Genomic DNA, 16,828 nt, shown 5'->3' with positions numbered 1-16,828 from the left:
TGATTACAGATAACATCGACATGCAAAAGCGTGTTGATAAACAGAATTTGCCTGGCGGCTGTAGCGCGGTGGTCCCACCTGACCCCATGCCGAACTCAGAAGTGAAACGCCGTAGCGCCGATGGTAGTGTGGGGTCTCCCCATGCGAGAGTAGGGAACTGCCAGGCATCAAATTGCAGTAAACCGGGATGAAGAATCCGGGTGGTGACAAAGAAATTCGGTGGAGCGGTAGTTCAGTTGGTTAGAATACCTGCCTGTCACGCAGGGGGTCGCGGGTTCGAGTCCCGTCCGTTCCGCCACTTATTAGAAAATTAAGCCTGCTACTAAGCAGGCTTAATGATAAGAAGATTTAGGGGCGTAGCTCAGTTGGTAGAGCACCGGTCTCCAAAACCGGGTGTCGCGAGTTCGAGTCTCTCCGCCCCTGCCAGAAACAATCCTTAGCATTATTGCTAAGGATTTTTTTTACCTGTAATTTGAGTTTTTCCTTCTTTCTATTTTACTCCCGGCATCCTTGCCAGCGTTTTCCTTAATCTTCCAGAATATTCGTTCTCAGCAGATCGCAAATCAGTGCATGTTTATCGCTATTTTGCAGCCAAACTGCATATAACGGGCGTGAAAGCGTTGTACTGTCGGTAACCGTATGGAGATCGCTTTTACCTTTAGCCCAGCTGACCGGTAGCCAGCTAAAACCTTTGAGGACTGAAAGTTGCTGCCTGGCTAATTCTGCCGAACTGGTGGTAAGTACCGGCACTTCATCTCCCGCAATCAATCCAGCCTCGTGTTGCTGAAAGTCAGGTCCCCATTCCAGACGCAGATAATTCAGTTCATCTTTGGTTTGTGAAGGAGAACTGCAATAGAGCGCCAGCGTGAAATATCCCAACAGTTGGCTGCTAAATTCGTCCATTTTGGGCGTTTCGGTAGTAATCAATAGATCAAGCTGTCGTTCATGAAGCTGTTTTACTAACGACTGTCGCTGCGCGATCCTCGCTTCAAATTGCAGGCTGGATTGTGGCTCCTGGGATTGGTACAAACGCCCCAGCCAGCCATTAAGCATGCATTCCCAGAGGGATGCGCTGGCACCAATAGAAAACTCGTTATGCCGCGAGGTATTCGCAACCTCCTTACGTGCTGCTTGCCACGTATTCATCAGCGTTTCAGCGTAAGGTAATAATTTTTCACCTGCAGCGGTTAAACGGATATTGTTTCTGTGTCGGGTGAACAGGTTTACACCCAATTGATTTTCCAGTTGTCTGATCCGAAAACTAACCGCTGATTGGGTCAGATAGAGTGCTTCAGCAGCCCTGCCAAAGTGGCGTGTCCGGCTAACTTCCAGGAAAGTTTTTAACAATTCCGTATCCACAACTCGCTCCATAAAATTATTTGTCGTTATGATTTAAATCTTTTGTTTGACGCTCTGTCAAGCGTAACTAATACTCCGCGCCATAAATAGCTCGGCCAAAGAATTAGGAGCGTGCAGGATGGCGGAAAGCTTTACGACGACTAATCGATATTTCGATAATAAATATTATCCCCGCGGATTCTCCCGTCATGGTGATTTCACCATTAAAGAAGCACAACTGCTTGAGCGTCACGGTTATGCTTTCAACGAGCTGGATCTGGGCAAGCGTGAGCCGGTAACGGAAGAAGAAAAACTGTTTGTTGCGGTATGCCGTGGTGAGCGCGAACCGGTTACCGAAGCTGAACGTGTGTGGTCCAAATACATGACGCGCATTAAGCGTCCAAAACGCTTCCACACGCTGTCTGGCGGGAAACCTCAGGTGGAAGGTGCGGAAGACTACACCGAATCTGATGATTAATAAAAAAGGGCGAAAGCCCTTTTTTTATGCCAGTAGTTTCTGCAAATGAATGAGTAATCTGTCTATCGCCCGATACCCAACAGCCTCCTGTAAGTGCTGGCGAGATATATGGTCAGATTGTTCTATATCCGCGATCGTTCGAGCGACCTTTATTAGGCGTAACCAGGCGCGGATGGATAATCCGAGATGCGCGAGCGTTTCTTCAAGCCACTGCGCATCGTCGCTACGCAATGGACAGTATTTATGGATATCCTGACTGTCCAGGTGCGCATTTAACTTATTCTGCCGCCGATACTGACGCTCTCGTGCTGCCATAACGCGTTGCTTCACCGTTGCGCTATCTTCCCCTTTTACCTGGCTCTGGCTGAGTATGCCGGGCGGCGGTAAGGGGATTTCGAGGGAGAGATCGAAGCGGTCAAGAAATGGACCTGATAATCGATTGAGGTAGCGTAGCGTCTGCTCTGGGGTACAGCGGTTATGGTTCCCCTGATAATGTCCTGTTGGGCTGGGATTCATGGCAGCAATAAGCTGAAAACGCGCGGGGTAAGTTATTTTTGCCCGAGTACGGGATAAATGAATCTGCCCGGACTCAATGGGCTCTCGCAGTGCATCCAGCGTGCGCCGCTCAAACTCGGGAAGCTCATCCAGAAACAGTATGCCGTTATGCGCCAGAGATATCTCGCCTGGCGCAGGAATAGAGCCGCCACCGACCATGGCAGTTAATGAAGCACTGTGATGCGGCGAACGAAAAGGGCGTTGTTTCCACTGTTTTTGTAGCGTGTCGGAATTGACCAGACTTAGAATCGCGGCGCTTTCCAGTGCTTCATCATTGCTCAGTGGCGGAAGCAATCCTCTCAGGCGACTGGCCAGCATGGTCTTACCCGTTCCCGGCGGCCCGATGAGTAAGAGGTTATGACCGCCAGCTGCGGTAAGTTCCAATCCGCGTTTACCCTGTTCCTGGCCGATAACATCGCTCAGATCATCTGCTAATGCGCAGGGGGTAAAATCTGCCGATGATGGTCTGTCTAAATCATGCTTACCTTCGAGAAATGCGCATACAGCCTGTAGATGATCGGCTATCAGGCACCCTTCACCGTGTATCAGTCCCACTTCAGCTGCATTCTCTTTTGCGACAATAATTCTCCTGCCTGCGCGAATAGCTTCAGTTGCACTTGATATCGCACCGGGAACGCCGCGTAACGCGCCTGTAAGCGCTAATTCGCCTACCAGCTCATATGTATCGAGGTTATGGGTTGTAAGCTGCTCAGACGCAGCCAGAAGCGCAACTGCGATAGGTAAATCATATCGTCCCCCTTCTTTCGGGAGATCGGCCGGAGCGAGGTTTATGGTTATCTTCTTCGCCGGGAATTCATAACCGCTATTAATAATCGCACTGCGAACTCGATCGCGAGCCTCTTTTACCGTTGTTTCGGGTAATCCCACCATGGTTAAACCAGGCAAACCATTACTGATATGTACTTCGATGGTAATGGCTGGTGCATTCACGCCCAGCGCAGCGCGTGTGTGAACAATCGATAGTGACATAAGCCCTCCTGATGAAAGCATTATGTCGCAATACATCGCGGCAAGATTTCACATAATTACGGTTTTTAGAGGCTTATTCCCGTGTTTTTATGTAGCTCAATACTGCTTGCATAAAGCCTGGAATAGCGCCCGCAAACGCTTTTGAATAACGTTTTTAGTAGGGAACGGGTTGCCGAGAATCACCTGAAACGTGAAATATTTTCACTTTTGATTTTTTGTATAAAAAACAATGATATTTATCTAAACCGTTAACGGCGTCAGAAAAACGAATAAAAAAATATCTTGTGTCATTTGCAAATTCTATGGTAACTCTTTAGGTATTCCTTCGAACAAGATGCAAGAAAATACAAAAATGACAGCCCTTCTACGAGTGATTAGCCTGGTCGTGATTAGCGTGGTGGTGATTATTATCCCACCGTGCGGGGCTGCACTTGGACGAGGAAAGGCTTAGAAAACAAGCCTTAACGAACTAAGACCCCCGCACCGAAAGGTCCGGGGGTTTTTTTTGACCTTAAAAACATACATGAGGAGCAGAAAGTGAGCGGTAGCATAAAATTCTGTTTCTCAAGATTTACGGCGGGGATGTAACTATGAATGGGGCACAGTGGGTGGTACATGCGTTGCGTGCACAAGGGGTTCAAACCGTCTTTGGTTATCCTGGTGGCGCAATTATGCCGGTTTACGATGCGTTGTATGACGGCGGCGTAGAACACCTGTTGTGCCGACACGAGCAGGGCGCGGCAATGGCGGCAATTGGCTATGCCCGTGCGACCGGTAAAACCGGCGTGTGTATCGCCACTTCAGGTCCTGGCGCTACCAACCTGATCACCGGACTTGCCGATGCGCTGTTGGATTCTGTTCCTGTGGTGGCGATCACCGGTCAGGTGGCCTCACCTTTCATCGGAACGGATGCGTTCCAGGAAGTGGACGTTCTGGGTATGTCTTTGTCCTGCACCAAACACAGTTTCCTGGTGCAGTCACTGGAAGAACTGCCGCGCATTATGGCAGAGGCTTTCGCTGTGGCGAACTCCGGTCGTCCGGGTCCGGTTCTGGTTGATATCCCGAAAGACATCCAGCTGGCCAGCGGTACGCTGGAGCCGTATTTTACGACCGTCGAAAATGTAGAGGTTTTCCCGCACGCTGATGTTGAGCAGGCGCGTAAAATGCTGGCGCAGGCGCAAAAACCGATCCTGTACGTCGGTGGCGGCGTTGGTATGGCGCAGGCGGTCCCGGCCCTGCGTGAATTTATCGCGGTAACCCAAATGCCGGTCGCCTGCACGTTGAAGGGGCTGGGCGCAGTAGAAGCTGACTACCCATACTATTTGGGTATGTTGGGAATGCATGGCACTAAAGCGGCAAATTTTGCGGTGCAAGAATGTGATTTACTGATTGCAGTGGGCGCGCGTTTTGATGATCGGGTAACCGGCAAGCTGAATACCTTCGCACCGAATGCCAGCGTGATCCACATAGATATCGACCCGGCGGAAATGAACAAGCTGCGCCAGGCGCACGTCGCCCTGCAGGGTGATTTAAATTCTCTGCTGCCGGCATTGCAGCAATCTCTGAAGATTGACGCATGGCGTCAGCATAGCGCTGAACTGCGCACAGAGCATACCTGGCGCTATGATCATCCCGGTGAGGCTATCTACGCGCCACTGTTGTTGAAGCAGTTGTCCGATCGCAAACCCGCGGACAGCGTAGTGACAACGGATGTTGGTCAGCATCAGATGTGGTCGGCGCAGCATATGACCTACACCCGCCCGGAAAATTTCATCACCTCGAGCGGCCTGGGTACGATGGGCTTTGGCCTGCCAGCAGCGGTTGGCGCGCAGGTTGCTCGCCCGAACGATACGGTAATCTGTATCTCCGGTGACGGTTCCTTCATGATGAATGTACAGGAACTGGGCACCGTAAAACGCAAGCAGTTGCCGCTGAAAATAGTCTTACTCGACAACCAGCGGTTAGGCATGGTGCGACAATGGCAGCAGCTTTTTTTCCAGGAACGTTATAGCGAAACCACCCTTACCGATAACCCCGATTTCCTCATGTTGGCCAGCGCCTTCGGCATACCAGGTCAACACATCACCCGTAAAGACCAGGTTGAAGCGGCACTCGACACCATGCTGAACAGCGAGGGGCCATACCTGCTTCATGTCTCAATCGACGAACTTGAGAATGTCTGGCCTCTGGTACCGCCAGGTGCCAGTAACTCAGAAATGCTGGAGAAATTATCATGATGCAACATCAGGTCGCCGTTGAGGCTCGTTTCAATCCGGAAACGTTAGAACGTGTTTTACGCGTGGTACGCCATCGTGGTTTTCAGGTGTGCTCCATGAATATGGAAGCCGCCAGCGATGCGCAAAATATAAATATCGAATTGACCGTTGCCAGCCCCCGGTCGGTCGACTTACTGTTTAGTCAGTTAAGTAAACTGGTAGACGTTGCACATGTTGCTATCTGCCAGAGCACAACCACATCACAACAAATCCGCGCCTGAGCGCAAAAGGAAGAAAAATGACGACGAAAAAAGCTGATTACATTTGGTCTAATGGCGAGATGATTCGTTGGGAAGACGCGAAGGTTCACGTGATGTCCCACGCGCTGCACTACGGTACTTCAGTATTCGAAGGCATCCGTTGCTACGATTCTCACAAAGGGCCGGTGGTGTTCCGTCATCGCGAACATATGCAGCGTCTGCGTGATTCAGCCAAGATCTATCGTTTTCCGGTTTCTCAGAGCGTTGATGAGCTGATGGAAGCTTGCCGCGAGGTGATTCGTAAAAACAATCTGACCAGCGCCTATATCCGTCCGCTGGTGTTTGTTGGCGACGTGGGGATGGGCGTTAACCCGCCAGCGGGATACACCACTGACGTGATCATCGCCGCGTTCCCGTGGGGTGCTTACCTTGGTGCAGAAGCGCTGGAGCAGGGGATCGACGCGATGGTTTCTTCCTGGAACCGCGTTGCGCCGAACACCATCCCTACTGCTGCTAAAGCGGGCGGTAACTATCTGTCTTCGCTGCTGGTGGGTAGCGAAGCGCGTCGTCATGGCTATCAGGAAGGCATTGCGCTGGATGTGAATGGTTACATCTCCGAAGGTGCGGGCGAAAACCTGTTTGAAGTAAAAGACGGCATTCTGTTTACCCCGCCGTTTACCTCTTCTGCACTGCCGGGTATTACCCGTGACGCGATCATTAAGCTGGCGAAAGATCTCGATATCGAAGTGCGTGAGCAGGTGTTGTCCCGTGAATCACTGTACCTGGCCGACGAAGTGTTCATGTCCGGTACCGCGGCCGAAATCACCCCAGTACGCAGTGTCGATGGTATCCAGGTGGGCGAAGGCCGCTGCGGTCCGGTCACCAAACGCATCCAGCAGGCCTTCTTTGGCCTCTTCACCGGTGAAACGGAAGATAAATACGGCTGGTTGGATTCAGTAAACCAATAACAAAATTAATATTTCCCCAAAATAATTCACGTTGCAGGAAGACGGCAACGCAGCAAGTCCCAGGAGCTTACTGTAGTAAGTGACTGGGGTGAGCGAGGCGGCCAACGCACCTGCGGCGTGAAGTATGCAGGGGAAAGACAGACGGGAGTTAATCAAGCATGCCTAAGTATCGTTCTGCTACCACCACCCACGGCCGCAATATGGCGGGTGCCCGCGCATTGTGGCGCGCCACCGGGATGACCGATGATGACTTCGGTAAACCGATTATCGCTGTGGTGAACTCCTTTACCCAGTTTGTGCCGGGTCACGTCCACCTGCGCGATCTCGGTAAGCTGGTTGCCGAACAAATCGAAGCCTCAGGCGGCGTGGCGAAAGAGTTCAACACCATTGCTGTGGATGATGGTATCGCCATGGGTCATGGCGGCATGCTGTATTCACTGCCGTCGCGTGAGCTGATCGCTGACTCCGTTGAGTACATGGTTAACGCCCACTGCGCCGATGCGATGGTCTGCATCTCCAACTGCGACAAAATCACCCCCGGGATGTTAATGGCCTCTTTGCGCCTGAATATTCCGGTGATCTTTGTTTCCGGTGGTCCGATGGAAGCCGGGAAAACCAAGCTCTCTGACCAAATCATCAAATTGGATCTGGTTGATGCGATGATTCAGGGCGCGGACCCGAAAGTTTCCGACTCACAAAGCGAGCAGGTTGAACGTTCCGCTTGCCCAACCTGCGGCTCCTGTTCCGGGATGTTCACCGCTAACTCCATGAACTGCCTGACCGAAGCGCTGGGATTGTCACAGCCGGGTAACGGTTCACTGCTGGCAACTCACGCCGACCGTAAAGAACTGTTCCTCAACGCAGGTAAACGCATCGTCGAGCTGACCAAACGCTATTACGAGCAGGATGATGCCTCCGCCCTGCCGCGCAACATTGCCAGCAAAGCGGCGTTTGAGAACGCCATGACGCTGGATATCGCCATGGGCGGCTCCACCAATACCGTTCTGCACCTGTTGGCGGCCGCGCAGGAAGCGGAAATCGACTTCACCATGAGTGATATCGACAAGCTGTCCCGCAAAGTCCCGCAGCTGTGTAAAGTGGCGCCGAGCACGCAGAAATACCATATGGAAGACGTGCACCGCGCAGGCGGTGTGTTGGGTATTTTAGGCGAACTGGATCGTGCCGAACTGCTGAACCGCGACGTGAAAAACGTGCTGGGTCTGACTCTGCCGCAAACGCTCGATCGTTATGACGTGATGTTGACCAAAGACGACGCGGTGAAAAAAATGTTCCGCGCCGGCCCGGCCGGCATTCGTACTACCCAGGCATTCTCACAGGATTGTCGTTGGGATACGCTGGATGACGACCGCGCTGAAGGCTGCATCCGCTCGCTGGAACATGCTTACAGCAAAGACGGCGGTCTGGCAGTCCTGTACGGTAACTTCGCGGAAAACGGCTGTATCGTAAAAACCGCAGGCGTGGATGACAGTATCCTGAAATTCACCGGCCCGGCAAAAGTGTACGAAAGCCAGGACGATGCGGTTGAAGCAATCCTCGGCGGTAAAGTGGTGGCTGGTGATGTGGTTGTCATTCGCTACGAAGGGCCGAAAGGCGGGCCAGGCATGCAGGAAATGCTCTACCCAACCACTTTCCTGAAATCGATGGGCCTCGGCAAGGCTTGCGCGCTGATTACCGATGGTCGTTTCTCCGGCGGTACTTCGGGGCTTTCCATTGGTCACGTTTCTCCGGAAGCGGCCAGCGGCGGTAATATCGCGATTATCGAAGATGGTGACATGATTGCCATCGATATCCCGAATCGTGGCATTCAACTGCAATTGAGTGATGCGGAAATCGCTGCGCGCCGTGAAGCGCAGGAAGCTCGCGGTGACAAAGCCTGGACGCCAAAAGATCGTCAGCGTCAGGTCTCCTTCGCACTGCGCGCCTACGCCAGCCTGGCAACCAGCGCCGACAAAGGTGCGGTGCGCGATAAGTCGAAGCTCGGGGGATAATGACCATGGCGGATTCACAACCTCTATCCGGCGCTCCTGAGGGTGCCGAGTATCTCAGAGCGGTACTGCGTGCGCCGGTATACGAAGCGGCACAGGTAACGCCGCTACAGAAAATGGAAAAACTCTCTTCGCGCCTCGACAACGTCATTCTGGTGAAGCGCGAAGACCGTCAACCCGTTCACAGCTTCAAGCTGCGCGGAGCCTATGCCATGATGGCGGGCCTGACCGAAGAGCAAAAAGCGCATGGCGTCATTACCGCATCGGCTGGTAATCATGCTCAGGGTGTCGCGTTCTCTTCTGCGCGATTAGGCGTGAAGGCGCTGATTGTCATGCCAACGGCTACCGCCGATATCAAAGTCGATGCCGTTCGCGGCTTCGGCGGAGAAGTGCTGCTGCACGGCGCGAATTTTGATGAAGCTAAAGCTAAAGCGATTGAATTGTCGCAGCAGCAAGGTTTTACCTGGGTTCCACCGTTCGATCATCCGATGGTGATTGCCGGGCAGGGCACGCTGGCGCTGGAGCTGCTCCAGCAGGACGCGCATCTCGATCGCGTATTCGTGCCAGTTGGTGGTGGCGGATTAGCGGCAGGTGTTGCGGTGCTGATTAAACAGCTGATGCCGCAAATCAAAGTAATTGCCGTGGAAGCGGAAGATTCGGCCTGCCTGAAAGCGGCGCTGGATGCCGGTCATCCGGTGGATCTGCCGCGTGTGGGTCTCTTTGCCGAAGGCGTGGCGGTGAAACGTATCGGCGATGAAACCTTCCGTCTGTGCCAGGAATATCTCGACGATATTATTACTGTTGATAGCGATGCTATTTGCGCGGCAATGAAAGACCTGTTCGAAGATGTGCGCGCGGTGGCGGAGCCTTCCGGGGCGCTGGCGCTGGCGGGGATGAAAAAATACATCGCCCAGCATAATATTCGCGGCGAGCGTCTGGCGCATGTTCTTTCCGGCGCTAACGTTAACTTCCACGGCCTGCGCTACGTTTCCGAACGTTGCGAGCTTGGGGAACAGCGCGAAGCCTTGCTGGCAGTAACTATTCCGGAAGAAAAGGGCAGCTTCCTGAAGTTCTGTCAGCTGCTGGGCGGGCGCTCGGTGACCGAATTTAACTACCGTTTTGCTGATGCGAAAGACGCCTGCATTTTTGTCGGCGTACGTCTGAGCCGTGGGCTGGAGGAACGTAAGGAAATCCTGCAACTGCTCAATGAGGGCGGCTACAGCGTGGTGGATCTGTCTGATGACGAGATGGCGAAGCTACACGTACGTTATATGGTCGGTGGACGCCCGTCGAAACCCTTACAGGAACGTCTCTACAGCTTTGAATTTCCTGAATCGCCGGGGGCGTTGCTCAAATTCCTGCATACCCTGGGGACGCACTGGAATATTTCATTGTTCCACTATCGCAGTCACGGCACTGACTATGGTCGTGTACTGGCGGCGTTTGAGTTGGGTGAACACGAGCCTGATTTCGAAACGCGGCTAAACGAGCTGGGTTATGACTGTCACGATGAAACACATAACCCGGCGTTCAGGTTCTTCCTGGCGGGTTAACAACAGCCATTAAAAAAGGGTTCATGTAAAAACATGAACCCTTTTTGCTACTGAATCAGCAGATTACAGCGTGATAACGTCGAATTCGACTTCGGTATTCACGTCAGCGTCGTAATCCACACCGTCGAGGGCAAAACCGAACAGGTTCAGGAATTCCTGCTTGTATCCTGCATAGTCGGTTTCTTGCGCCAGGTTTTCGGTGGTGATCAGCGGCCACAGATCGCGGCATGCCTGCTGAATGTCGTCACGCAGTTCCCAGTCATCCATACGAATACGCTGGTTGTCATCAAGCGCCACTTTATCGCCGTACAGGCTGGTGGTCATCAGACGGTTGATCTGCTCGATACAACCTTCGTGAATCCCCTGCGCTTTCATCAGCTTGAAGACCATGGAGATGTACAGTGGCATTACCGGAATCGCAGAAGATGCCTGGGTGATGACGGACTTCAGTACGGCAACGTTAGCGGAACCGTTCAGCGGGGCCAGCTGGTTACGTAGTTCACCCGCCGCGCGATCGAGGTCTTCTTTCGCTTTGCCCAGCGCGCCGTGCCAGTAGATTGGCCAGGTCAGGTCGGTACCGATGTAGGAGTAGGCTACGGTTTTCACGCCTTCAGCCAGCACGCCTGCTTCACTCAGCGCGCCCATCCACAATTCCCAGTCTTCGCCGCCCATCACGGTGACGGTGTTCTGTACTTCTTCTTCGGTAGCCGGCTCAATGCTGGCGGTGATGATCTGATCTTTGTTGGTATCGATCGCTTTAGAGGTGTAAACCTCACCGATTGGCTTCAGCGCAGAGCGGACAACTTCACCGGTTTTCGGCATTTTACGCACTGGGGAAGCCAGTGAGTAAACCACCAGGTCAATCTGACCCAGGTCTTCTTTAATCAGTTTAATCACTTCATCACGGCATTCGTCAGAGAACGCATCGCCGTTGATGCTTTTGGAGTACAGACCTTCACGCTTGGCCGCTTCGTCGAAAGCTGCAGAGTTATACCAACCTGCGGAACCTGGTTTGGTATCCGTGCCCGGTTTTTCGAAAAATACGCCGATAGTGGCGGCACCGCTGCCAAAGGCGGCGGAAATTCTGGAAGCCAGACCGTAACCGGTGGAAGCACCGATCACCAGCACGCGAGACGGGCCGTTCTCGATTTTCCCGTTCTGCTTAACATACTCGATCTGCTTTTCCACGTTGACTTTGCAGCCAGTCGGATGGGTCGTTGTACAGATGAATCCACGAATTTTTGGTTTGATTATCATAATGATGGCTAATTAAGTTTGTATTTTCGCTGTCAAGTGCGCAATGACACCGTCTGTTCTGGCCTGCTTAACGCGATGGTTAACAAGCCCCCCACTACAATGGATCACGACATTATACAGAAAAGGAGCGCCAATACTGAATCTACCACTGATTTTAGGCCTGACGCTGGCGCTACTCGGCGGATTTACGTTCCAGAACAATCTTCCAGAACGCATCAATCAGCGGCTCATGCAGCCGTTTTTTCGGCGCGCAGACGCCCAGCTCGAACGGCGTTTTTTCGTCGCTGCGTTCTAAAATCATCACGCGGTTGCGTACCGGCTCCGGGCTGTTTTCCAGCACCACTTCCGGCAGCAGCGCCACGCCGCAGCCCAGCGCCACCATTGAGACCATCGCTTCGTGGCCACCCACCGTGGCGTAAATCGATGGGTTGCTGATTTTGTGACGGCGAAACCACAGCTCGATGCGGCGGCGTACCGGACCCTGGTCGGCCATGATAAACGGCACCGTTGACCAGTCGGGCTTATCGACCGATACCTGATTACGCACCGGGCAGGGCAGCGCCGGGGCGATTAGCACGACCGTCAGATTCTCCAGCATCGAGAATGCCACCGCGCCGGGCAGCGTTTCGGGCTTACCGGCAATCGCCAGATCGGCTTCGCCAGTGACCACTTTGTCCATCGCATCGGCGGCGTCGCCGGTGGTGAGCTTAATTTCCACCGATGGATGCTCGGCGCGGAAACGGTCAAGGATTGGCGGCAGATGGCTGTAGGCGGCAGTTACCGAACAGAAGATATGCAGTTCGCCTGACAGCGACGGCCCTTGTTGATCGAGGGTGTGACGTAACTGCTGGTACTGCAACAGCGTCTGTTGGGCAAACACGCGCAGCTCTTCACCGGCTTCGGTCAGCGTAACCGTGCGGTTATCGCGCACAAACAGCGGCTGGCCGAGGTCTTCTTCGAGGCGCTGAATCTGCCGGGAAAGCGTGGATGGGCTGACGTGCATTGCCCGCGCGCTGCGGCCAAAGTGACGACTTTCAGCCAAATGCAGGAACATTTTCAGATCGCGTAAATCCACAGACGAGCCTCCGATTTTCTACGTTGCATAAATTGCAATGTGACGTTGTGAATATATCAATTTCCGCAATAAATTTCCTGTTGTAATGTGGATTCAATCTCGCAAATACAAATCTGCGAACCGAATAATAAGCACCACAACACAACATTACGGAGTACACCATCATGGCTAACTACTTTAATACACTGAACCTGCGCCAGCAGCTGGCACAGCTGGGTAAATGTCGCTTTATGGGTCGCGACGAATTCGCCGATGGTGCGAGCTACCTTCAGGGTAAAAAAGTGGTCATCGTCGGCTGTGGTGCTCAGGGTCTGAACCAGGGCCTGAACATGCGTGACTCCGGTCTGGATATCTCCTACGCACTGCGTAAAGAAGCCATTGCTGAGAAGCGTGCTTCCTGGCGTAAAGCGACCGAAAACGGCTTCAAAGTGGGTACCTACGAAGAGCTGATCCCGCAGGCTGATCTGGTGGTTAACCTGACGCCGGACAAGCAGCACTCCGACGTTGTGCGTTCTGTACAGCCGCTGATGAAAGACGGCGCAGCGCTGGGTTACTCCCACGGCTTCAACATCGTGGAAGTGGGCGAGCAGATCCGTAAAGACATCACCGTCGTGATGGTGGCACCGAAATGTCCGGGTACAGAAGTGCGTGAAGAGTACAAACGTGGTTTCGGCGTACCTACGCTGATCGCCGTTCACCCGGAAAACGATCCGAAAGGCGAAGGCATGGCGATTGCTAAAGCCTGGGCTGCGGCTACTGGCGGTCACCGTGCGGGTGTGCTGGAGTCCTCCTTCGTTGCGGAAGTGAAATCTGATCTGATGGGTGAGCAGACTATCCTGTGCGGTATGCTGCAGGCCGGTTCTCTGCTGTGCTTCGATAAGCTGGTGGAAGAGGGTACTGACCCGGCATATGCTGAAAAACTGATTCAGTTCGGCTGGGAAACCATCACCGAAGCGCTGAAGCAGGGCGGCATCACCCTGATGATGGACCGTCTGTCTAACCCAGCTAAGCTGCGTGCTTACGCACTGTCCGAGCAGCTGAAAGAAATTATGGCGCCGCTGTTCCAGAAACACATGGACGACATCATCTCCGGTGAATTCTCTTCCGGCATGATGGCTGACTGGGCCAACGACGATAAGAAACTGCTGACCTGGCGTGAAGAGACCGGCAAAACCGCGTTCGAAACCGCTCCGCAGTATGAAGGTAAAATCGGCGAGCAGGAGTACTTCGATAAAGGCGTTCTGATGATTGCGATGGTGAAAGCGGGCGTTGAGCTGGCGTTCGAAACCATGGTGGATTCCGGCATCATTGAAGAATCTGCTTACTACGAATCACTGCACGAACTGCCGCTGATCGCCAACACCATTGCCCGTAAGCGTCTGTACGAAATGAACGTGGTTATCTCTGATACCGCAGAATACGGCAACTACCTGTTCTCTTACGCCTGCGTACCGCTGCTGAAAGAGTTTATGACCACCCTGCAGACCGGCGACCTGGGCAAAGCGATTGCTGAAGGCGCGGTAGACAACGCGCAGCTGCGTGACGTGAACGATGCGATTCGCGGTCATGCTATCGAGAAAGTGGGCCAGAAACTGCGTGGCTACATGACCGATATGAAGCGCATTGCGGTCGCAGGATAATTCCTCATAGAGGAATGGCATATCAACAGCGCTTCGTAGGCCGGATAAGCGAAGCGCTATCCGGCAAAAAAAGCCCGGTGTTTAAACACCGGGCTTTCTATTAGTTACGGTACAGTACTTTAATGATGTGGTAACCGAACTGAGTGTGCAGCGGACCGGTTGGCTCCAGCACAGGGCAGGAAAAGACCACTTTGTCGAATGCCGGAACCATCTGGCCCTGACGGAATTCGCCCAAATCACCGCCGCGTTTGCCTGATGGGCAGATGGAGTGTTTTTTCGCCAGTTTGCCGAAGTCGGCGCCGTTTTTAATCTGCTCCAGAAGATCCAGTGCCAGTTTCTCTTCTTTAACAAGGATATGCACTGCTGCTGCTGTTTTTGCCATGATCGTGCCTTGAGTGGGGTGGTTAAGGCTGGCTATACTACCACGCTGTTATTCTCCCCTCCCGACTTTCATGAGTGACCCTTTATGCGTTTGAACCCCGGACAACAACAAGCCGTCGAATTCGTCACCGGACCTTGCCTGGTGCTGGCGGGAGCGGGTTCCGGCAAGACGCGTGTTATCACCAACAAAATTGCCCATCTGATCCGTGAATGTGGCTATCAGGCACGACATATTGCGGCAGTGACCTTTACCAATAAGGCTGCGCGCGAGATGAAAGAGCGCGTGGCACAAACGCTGGGTCGTAAAGAGGCGCGTGGGTTGATGATCTCCACCTTCCACACCCTGGGACTGGATATCATTAAGCGTGAATATGCTGCGTTGGGGATGAAGTCTAACTTCTCGTTGTTTGACGATACTGACCAGGTGGCCTTGCTTAAGGAACTGACCGAAGGGCTAATCGAAGACGATAAGCTTATTCTCCAGCAGCTGATCTCGACGATCTCCAACTGGAAAAACGATCTGATGACGCCAGCGCAGGCGGCAGCCAGCGCAAAAGGCGAGCGCGATCGTATTTTTGCCCACTGCTATGGTCTGTATGACGCGCATATGAAGGCGTGCAACGTCCTCGATTTTGACGATCTGATCCTGCTTCCCACGCTGCTGCTACAGCGCAATGAAGAAGTACGTGAGCGCTGGCAAAACAGAATCCGCTACCTGCTGGTGGATGAATATCAGGATACTAACACCAGCCAGTACGAGCTGGTGAAGTTGCTGGTAGGGAAACGTGCGCGCTTTACCGTCGTAGGCGATGACGATCAGTCGATCTACTCCTGGCGCGGCGCCCGTCCGCAGAACCTGGTACTGTTGAGCAAAGATTTTCCGGCTTTGCAGGTGGTGAAGCTGGAGCAAAACTACCGTTCATCAGGTCGCATCCTTAAGGCAGCGAACATCCTCATTGCGAACAATCCACACGTCTTTGAAAAGCGGCTCTTTTCCGAGCTGGGTTACGGTGCTGAGCTGAAGGTACTAAGTGCCAATAATGAAGAGCACGAAGCGGAACGCGTGACCGGGGAATTAATTGCCCATCACTTTGTGAACAAGACTCAATATAAAGACTACGCCATCCTGTATCGCGGCAACCATCAGTCACGCGTGTTCGAAAAGTTTCTAATGCAGAACCGTATCCCGTACAAAATTTCCGGCGGAACATCGTTCTTCTCGCGTCCGGAAATTAAAGATCTGCTGGCCTACCTGCGTGTGCTGAGCAACCCGGATGACGACAGCGCATTTTTGCGCATCGTAAACACGCCAAAGCGTGAAATCGGTCCGGCTACGCTGCAAAAGTTGGGTGAATGGGCGATGACGCGTAATAAAAGCCTGTTTACCGCCAGCTTTGATATGGGGCTTAGCCAGACACTGACCGGGCGCGGGTATGACTCTCTGACCCGCTTTACGCACTGGCTGGGTGAAATTCAGCGCCTGGCGGAGCGCGAACCGGTTGCCGCTGTGCGCGATCTTATTCACGGTATTGATTACGAATCCTGGCTGTATGAAACCTCGCCGAGCCCGAAAGCGGCTGAAATGCGTATGAAAAACGTCAATACGCTGTTCAGCTGGATGACGGAGATGCTGGAAGGCAGTGAGCTGGAAGAGCCAATGACCCTGACCCAGGTCGTTACCCGCTTTACTCTGCGCGACATGATGGAACGTGGAGAGAGTGAAGAAGAGCTGGATCAGGTGCAATTGATGACGCTGCATGCCTCCAAAGGGCTGGAGTTCCCGTACGTGTTTATGGTGGGAATGGAAGAAGGATTTTTGCCGCACCAGAGCAGTATCGATGAAGACAATATCGACGAAGAACGTCGTCTGGCTTACGTAGGGATTACGCGTGCACAGAAAGAACTCATCTTCACGCTGTGTAAAGAGCGTCGTCAGTACGGTGAGCTGGTGCGTCCGGAACCGAGTCGTTTCCTGCTGGAGCTGCCACAGGATGACGTTATCTGGGAGCAAGAGCGTAAAGTGGTGAGCGCTGAGGAGCGGATGCAAAAAGGGCAGGCCAGCATCGCTAATATTCGGGCAATGATGGCGAAAGCCAAAGCGAAGTAGGTAT

At 53.1% G+C, this 16,828-nt stretch carries 14 protein-coding genes, 2 tRNA genes and 1 rRNA gene; 12 read left to right on the top strand and 5 right to left on the bottom strand.

The window, feature by feature from the left end; genetic code table 11:
* The first annotated feature begins 50 nt into the window (after positions 1–50).
* The 3 genes from rrf (at position 51) to OGY37_RS11015 (ending at position 426) form a co-directional block, all read left to right on the top strand.
* Positions 51–166 (top strand): 5S ribosomal RNA (gene rrf, locus OGY37_RS11025).
* 55 nt (positions 167–221) lie between these two features.
* A tRNA-Asp gene (locus OGY37_RS11020) sits at positions 222–298 on the top strand.
* A gap of 52 nt (positions 299–350) precedes the next feature.
* Positions 351–426, top strand: a tRNA-Trp gene (locus OGY37_RS11015).
* A 99-nt stretch (positions 427–525) separates the two neighbouring features.
* Here OGY37_RS11015 and hdfR read toward each other — a convergent pair.
* Positions 526–1,371: an HTH-type transcriptional regulator HdfR gene (hdfR, locus tag OGY37_RS11010; protein WP_008787063.1), complete on the bottom strand. Its 846-nt coding sequence runs from the start codon at positions 1,369–1,371 to the stop codon at positions 526–528.
* Positions 1,372–1,477: 106 nt separating this feature from the next.
* On the opposite strand from hdfR, the gene maoP reads away from it, so the two are divergent.
* Positions 1,478–1,816, top strand: a complete 339-nt coding sequence (maoP, locus tag OGY37_RS11005; protein ID WP_003018025.1) for a macrodomain Ori organization protein MaoP — start codon at positions 1,478–1,480, stop codon at positions 1,814–1,816.
* A 24-nt stretch (positions 1,817–1,840) separates the two neighbouring features.
* Here maoP and OGY37_RS11000 read toward each other — a convergent pair whose 3' ends face one another.
* Positions 1,841–3,361 carry a YifB family Mg chelatase-like AAA ATPase gene (locus tag OGY37_RS11000; protein ID WP_057067459.1) on the bottom strand — a complete coding sequence of 507 codons (1,521 nt, stop codon included), beginning with the start codon at positions 3,359–3,361 and terminating at the stop codon, positions 1,841–1,843.
* Between the two features lie 352 nt (positions 3,362–3,713).
* Here OGY37_RS11000 and ilvL point away from each other — a divergent pair, with 352 nt between their 5' ends.
* From ilvL to ilvA, 6 genes are all read left to right on the top strand, one after another.
* Positions 3,714–3,812 (top strand): ilv operon leader peptide, encoded by a 99-nt coding sequence (ilvL, locus tag OGY37_RS10995; RefSeq protein ID WP_001311244.1) that lies wholly within the window; start codon positions 3,714–3,716, stop codon positions 3,810–3,812.
* Between the two features lie 139 nt (positions 3,813–3,951).
* Positions 3,952–5,598, top strand: a complete 1,647-nt coding sequence (ilvG, locus tag OGY37_RS10990) for an acetolactate synthase 2 catalytic subunit (protein ID WP_200920956.1) — start codon at positions 3,952–3,954, stop codon at positions 5,596–5,598.
* Positions 5,595–5,858 carry an acetolactate synthase 2 small subunit gene (gene ilvM, locus OGY37_RS10985; protein WP_003018017.1) on the top strand — a complete coding sequence of 88 codons (264 nt, stop codon included), beginning with the start codon at positions 5,595–5,597 and terminating at the stop codon, positions 5,856–5,858. Before ilvG ends, ilvM begins: the two co-directional genes overlap by 4 nt.
* A 17-nt stretch (positions 5,859–5,875) precedes the next feature.
* Complete coding sequence (locus OGY37_RS10980; RefSeq protein WP_003829030.1) at positions 5,876–6,805, top strand: branched-chain amino acid transaminase; 930 nt, start codon at positions 5,876–5,878, stop codon at positions 6,803–6,805.
* Between the two features lie 158 nt (positions 6,806–6,963).
* Complete coding sequence (ilvD, locus tag OGY37_RS10975) at positions 6,964–8,814, top strand: dihydroxy-acid dehydratase (protein ID WP_103284534.1); 1,851 nt, start codon at positions 6,964–6,966, stop codon at positions 8,812–8,814.
* Between the two features lie 5 nt (positions 8,815–8,819).
* Positions 8,820–10,364, top strand: coding sequence for a threonine ammonia-lyase, biosynthetic (ilvA, locus tag OGY37_RS10970; protein ID WP_003018007.1), 1,545 nt, complete (start codon positions 8,820–8,822; stop codon positions 10,362–10,364).
* A gap of 63 nt (positions 10,365–10,427) precedes the next feature.
* On the opposite strand, the gene fabV is transcribed toward ilvA, so the two are convergent.
* Together fabV and ilvY are read right to left on the bottom strand one after the other, a co-directional pair.
* Positions 10,428–11,621: an enoyl-ACP reductase FabV gene (gene fabV, locus OGY37_RS10965; RefSeq protein ID WP_126319714.1), complete on the bottom strand. Its 1,194-nt coding sequence runs from the start codon at positions 11,619–11,621 to the stop codon at positions 10,428–10,430.
* Positions 11,622–11,793: 172 nt separating this feature from the next.
* Entirely contained in the window at positions 11,794–12,696 is a 903-nt protein-coding gene (gene ilvY / locus OGY37_RS10960) for an HTH-type transcriptional activator IlvY (RefSeq protein WP_003829023.1), read from the bottom strand.
* A gap of 164 nt (positions 12,697–12,860) precedes the next feature.
* On the opposite strand from ilvY, the gene ilvC reads away from it, so the two are divergent.
* Positions 12,861–14,336, top strand: coding sequence for a ketol-acid reductoisomerase (ilvC, locus tag OGY37_RS10955; protein ID WP_048227382.1), 1,476 nt, complete (start codon positions 12,861–12,863; stop codon positions 14,334–14,336).
* Positions 14,337–14,436: 100 nt separating this feature from the next.
* On the opposite strand, the gene ppiC is transcribed toward ilvC, so the two are convergent.
* On the bottom strand, positions 14,437–14,718 hold the full coding sequence (gene ppiC / locus OGY37_RS10950; RefSeq protein WP_003017999.1) for a peptidylprolyl isomerase PpiC: 282 nt from the start codon (positions 14,716–14,718) through the stop codon (positions 14,437–14,439).
* A gap of 84 nt (positions 14,719–14,802) precedes the next feature.
* Between ppiC and rep the strand changes: the two genes are divergently transcribed.
* Positions 14,803–16,824 carry a DNA helicase Rep gene (gene rep, locus OGY37_RS10945; RefSeq protein ID WP_003829018.1) on the top strand — a complete coding sequence of 674 codons (2,022 nt, stop codon included), beginning with the start codon at positions 14,803–14,805 and terminating at the stop codon, positions 16,822–16,824.
* Positions 16,825–16,828 lie beyond the last annotated feature (4 nt).

It is taken from the genome of Citrobacter sp. Cpo030, assembly GCF_030333005.1.
GTDB lineage: Bacteria > Pseudomonadota > Gammaproteobacteria > Enterobacterales > Enterobacteriaceae > Citrobacter > Citrobacter portucalensis.
This window is presented reverse-complemented; position numbering and strand designations above follow the sequence as displayed.